Source organism: Acetobacter pomorum, from assembly GCF_002738225.1.
Lineage (GTDB): Bacteria > Pseudomonadota > Alphaproteobacteria > Acetobacterales > Acetobacteraceae > Acetobacter > Acetobacter pomorum.
The window spans coordinates 1-4595 of the sequence record NZ_PEBQ01000033.1 but is presented as its reverse complement, the minus strand read 5'-3'; the positions used below and the strand labels follow the sequence as shown (position 1 = coordinate 4595).

Annotated in this window: 5 protein-coding genes; 3 read left to right on the top strand and 2 right to left on the bottom strand. The window is 52.9% G+C overall.

Going from position 1 to position 4595, the window contains the following annotated elements; genetic code table 11:
* A partial coding sequence (locus CSR02_RS02940) for a TetR/AcrR family transcriptional regulator (RefSeq protein ID WP_099540516.1) occupies nucleotides 1–562 on the bottom strand: 562 nt, incomplete at its 3' end.
* A 147-nt stretch (nucleotides 563–709) separates the two neighbouring features.
* Here CSR02_RS02940 and CSR02_RS02935 point away from each other — a divergent pair.
* Nucleotides 710–1357 carry a glutathione S-transferase gene (locus CSR02_RS02935; RefSeq protein ID WP_099540515.1) on the top strand — a complete coding sequence of 216 codons (648 nt, stop codon included), beginning with the start codon at nucleotides 710–712 and terminating at the stop codon, nucleotides 1355–1357.
* Nucleotides 1358–1662: 305 nt separating this feature from the next.
* Here the strand turns inward: CSR02_RS02935 and CSR02_RS02930 are convergent, their stop codons facing one another.
* Complete coding sequence (locus tag CSR02_RS02930) at nucleotides 1663–2244, bottom strand: TetR/AcrR family transcriptional regulator (protein ID WP_099540514.1); 582 nt, start codon at nucleotides 2242–2244, stop codon at nucleotides 1663–1665.
* A 120-nt stretch (nucleotides 2245–2364) separates the two neighbouring features.
* On the opposite strand from CSR02_RS02930, the gene CSR02_RS02925 reads away from it, so the two are divergent.
* A complete protein-coding gene (locus CSR02_RS02925) occupies nucleotides 2365–3345 on the top strand; it encodes an SDR family NAD(P)-dependent oxidoreductase (RefSeq protein ID WP_099540513.1) in 981 nt (326 codons plus the stop codon).
* Between the two features lie 133 nt (nucleotides 3346–3478).
* Nucleotides 3479–4594 carry a metallophosphoesterase gene (locus tag CSR02_RS02920; RefSeq protein ID WP_099540517.1) on the top strand — a complete coding sequence of 372 codons (1116 nt, stop codon included), beginning with the start codon at nucleotides 3479–3481 and terminating at the stop codon, nucleotides 4592–4594.
* The last annotated feature ends 1 nt before the right edge of the window (nucleotide 4595 follow it).

Below are 4595 nucleotides of genomic sequence, written 5' to 3'. Positions count from 1 at the left end.
CCAATAATCCCGCATCGCCGTAATTCTCAATAATCTGGTCAAAAAGGCTGACATCCGAGCGGCTTCTTGCCATGAGCTGTGCTCCAGATACTGCTGCAAAGATGGCTCGTGCACGTTCTATGTTTTGGGATGATGCCGGGTTTATCCTGGAGATGATCGTAGTCAGCCAGGTCACATTGATATCGGTAAATGTCTGTATTTCGTGTTTTACAGCATCAGGCAGATCATCATGTTCAGCACTCATGAAACTCCCTAGACACAGACGATTACCGTTTTCGAGTGAACGACGAAAGATTTCCGGATAACGACGCAAGCATGTCAGAGGATTTGGGGTTTCCATCTGCATACTTTCCAGATTAGCCTTGGTATCTTCCCAATAGCGTCGCGCAACTGCCATTCCAAGATCGGCTTTACTGGGAAAGTGATAATAAATGCTTGCAGGCTTAATTCCGACTTCCTTGGCAAGTTCACGGAAGTTCAGGCCGTTGTAACCACGGGTCTGTGCAGCCTTTCTGGCTGCTGCCAAGATAGCTTCTCTGGAACTCTCATGCGTTATGTTCATTGTATTGCGACTGTCTCCCTATGTGTTGGTAGGTAAGCGTTGACGCCCTGAAAGGGAAGGCATAACAAAATATACCTACCAAGTGGTAGGTAGGCGCATTACAGGCGGTCCAAAACAGTTGTTTTCAGTAGGGGTGAGGCAATTCTTATGAAAATCTATGATTGGCCTACAGGGCCTTATCCGGCACGTGTGCGGATTGCTCTGGCGGAAAAGCAGATGCTGTCCAGGATAAAGTTTGTCCAGATCAATCTGTGGAAAGGCGAACATAAGACAGCGGACTTCCGAACCAAGAACTATTCAGGCACGGTGCCGATTCTCGAACTTGATGACGGAACCTTTCTTGCCGAATGCACTGCGATCACAGTTTATCTTGATACGCTTGACGGGACTCCAACATTGACTGGCAGAACGCCACGTGAAAAGGGCGTCATCCAGATGATGACCAAACGCGCTGAAATCGAAATGCTCGATGCTATCAGCATTTATTTCCATCATGCGACGCCAGGCCTTGGCCCTAAAGTAGAGCTTTACCAGAATAGGGAATGGGGCCTTTACCAGCGCGATAAGGCTTTACGCGGCATGCATTACTTTGATGCTCTCCTTAAAAAACAGCCTTTTATCGCAGGGGAGAATTTTTCTATGGCAGATATTGCCGTGATTGGAGGCTTTATATTCGCCGCAGTCGTGAAACTGCCTATTCCTCAGGAGTGCAGTGCCCTTCTGGCGTGGTATGCAAGAATGCAGGAACGTCCAAGTGTTCGGGATCAGCTGGCAATTGTCTCGCCACAACATTGAAACTCGTTGTGCTAAACGTAGCACGCAGCTTTTTTATTACTTTTAAAGTGCACGCAGATAGACGTGAACTGCTAAATAAGGAGTGGAGGTAGAAGGAAGCTTGGATCAGCTTCGTGTTTCCCGTGTGCCCCATTTCATTATGCAGTTCCTGAAGAGATCATCGTGGTTAGGTTGAGTGTCCGATCCACCATGAGGCAGCGTACAGAATGTAGCGAGTGTCATGAACCATGACGAACATCGGGAAGAGCGGTAACCGCCAAGGACTGATGAGGTGTGAAGCCAACAGGCTGGTACCATACAGCACATTACGATGTAGACGCTCGTGATCCGGCGATGAGGATATCGACAAGGCGCTTTGCACTAGTTTCCCAACCGGGGCCAGCCGCATAGTTTGAAACACCAGCCAGAGCACGAAGCAGGTCGAGTGGTTCGATCTCTGTGCTGATATCTCCACTGGCAACTGCGGCTGCTACAAGTTTCTCAATCGCGTTCTGTAGAACCGTGCCAGACTGGGCGTAAAGTGCGCTCGTTCCTCCCATCAGCCCATTGAGGGCGGGGGCAATTACCTGCTTGGCAGCAATATAATCCACAAACAGTCGCATCCATGCACGCAGTGCCTCCACGGGCGGATGCTGTGCGGCAAGAACTGGTGCCGCGTCGGCTAGGTGGTCCAGTTCAGCGCGATAGACCGCCTCGATCAGAGCATCGCGATTAGGAAAATGGCGGTAAAGTGTTCCAATTCCAACTGCCGCACGACGGGCAACTTCATCCAAAGGGATATCGATTTCCCCCGCCGTGAACGCGGCTTTGGCCACTTTAAGCAGGTTTTCCCTGTTACGTTGTCCATCGCTGCGCGGTCGGCGGCGCGGCTTTTTTTCGTCGGTCACCGTTTTTCCTCTTGTTAAACGGAGTATGTCTCCGCATATACAAGACGGAGCCATGCTCCATATAACACTCCGAATGCCGCTTCGGCAAAAAACGGATGATCCTTTCAAGGAGTTCCACCCATGACACAGACTTTTGGCGCGCGTTCGACGACAGAAGATGTCCTTTCCGGCGTGTCCCTAAAGGGCAAACGTGTTCTCGTAACTGGCGTTTCTGCTGGTCTGGGCGTTGAAACCGCGCGTGCCCTTGCGGCTCATGGTGCCCAGGTAGTGGGGGCCGCGCGTAACCTGACAAAAGCAAAACACGCCACCAAACAGGTCCGTGCAGATGCTGAACGTGGGGGAGGGACGTTTGAACTGATCGCCCTAGACCTCGCGGATCTGACCAGTGTCCGCGCCTGCGCTGACCAATTGAACGCAACCGGTTTGCCTTTCGATCTGGTTATTGCCAATGCGGGTGTGATGGCCACACCATTTAGTCATACGAAGGACGGATTTGAGACGCAGTTCGGCACCAACCACCTAGGGCACTTTGTTCTTGTCAACCAGATAGCGGGGCTGATGCGTCCCGGTGCCCGACTGGTCAATGTCTCCTCGGCCGGACATCGCTTTGCAGATGTTGATCTGAAAGACCCGAATTTCGAGCATACACCATACGATCCATTCATCGCTTATGGACGTTCTAAAACAGCCAATATCCTTTTTGCCGTTGCGTTTGACGCACGACATCGCACACGTGGTGTGCGTGCTACAGCAGTGCATCCGGGTGGGATCATGACCGAACTGCCGCGCTATATGCAGGCAGGTGCCATTGAGGCAATGGTGGCGGGGATCAATGAACAGGCTGCTGCAGAAGGAAAGCCACCATTTCAGTTTAAGACCATTCCACAAGGTGCAGCCACATCGGTCTGGGCAGGCGTGGTGGCGGAAGCTGATGCGGTTGGTGGGCATTACAGCGAAGACTGCCACGTAAGCCCGGTTATTCCTGATGATCAGCCTCTTAGCTTGGTCAGTGAAGGTGTGCGGGCCTACGCGGTTGATCCTGTGCATGCCGAGGCGCTGTGGGCAAAAAGTGAGGAAATGGTTGGAGAAACATTTTCCTGAAACATCTGCATCCCTGTTTCTGGCGTAACGGATAAGCCCGACATCCAGACAGACATTTTGCCGATATGTGTAGCTTGAGCGCAGGGAACGGAAGATGTTTCCCTGCGCTTTTCGTGCATGGATATTGATTGTAGTGCGCCTTGTTGTTTTCGGTTTTCCTCTTCTTGTTGTGATCCTGAATTGGCTGTGGCCGTTACCGTTGCCTTTGGGCCTGAAGATGTTTGCAGCCGCTCTGATGATCGTGGCCGCACTTTACCATTACTGGTCTCGGCTTTCTTCGGGGTCCGTTTTTACCCCGGAGTTCCCCCGGCCTGTTATCATCCTGTTTAACTGGGCGTTCGGGACAATCCTGTTTCTTACGCTGCTCCAGATTGCGCTGGATTTCGGTGCACTACTGGTTGCGCTGGTGACGTGGCAGCCGGTGCATATTCCAGTAGGTGCGCGGGGGGCTGCGGGAGGTATTGCTGGGGTGCTGGCCGCAATTGGCGTTGTCAATACGCTACGTGTGCCACAGGTCAGGAACGTGGCAGTAACCATTCCCGGCCTGTCGCCAGCGTTTGACGGGTATCGACTGGTCCAGTTGACCGATCTGCATATTAGCCGGCTGTTTCCCGCCAACTGGGCAAGGGCAGTTGTGGACCGCACCAATGCGATCGGTGCTGATATGATTGTCGTGACAGGTGATTTCATTGACGGCTCAGTAGCCATGCGCCGCGCGGACGTGGCCCCACTTGCGCAATTGCACGCGCCAGACGGTGTTTTGGCGATCCCGGGCAATCATGAATATTACTTTGATTATACCGACTGGATGCGTCATCTGAAGGAATTGGGCTTTCACATGCTGCTGAACCGTCACACAGTCATCTCAAGGGGAGGGGCTGAGTTGGTCATTGCTGGTGTTACTGATCGGTCCGCACCTAGGCATGGACAGGCTGGCCCCAATCTGGCCGCGGCTCTCGCAGATAGTCCCGAAGGGGCCCCGATTGTGCTGCTTGATCACCAACCCGGTGATGCGCGTGCGGCAGCCGCTCAAGGTATTGCTCTTCAGTTGTCGGGACATACGCATGGTGGGATGATCCTCGGTCTCGACCGTCTTGTTGCGCGCGGGAATAACGGATTTGTATCCGGGCGCTACGATGTGAATGGCATGACGCTTTATGTCAGTAACGGTACCGGGCTGTGGCCGGGCTTTGCGCTTCGGCTGGGCATACCGCCTGAGATCACCTGCTTTAGTTTGCGTGCGGGATAGT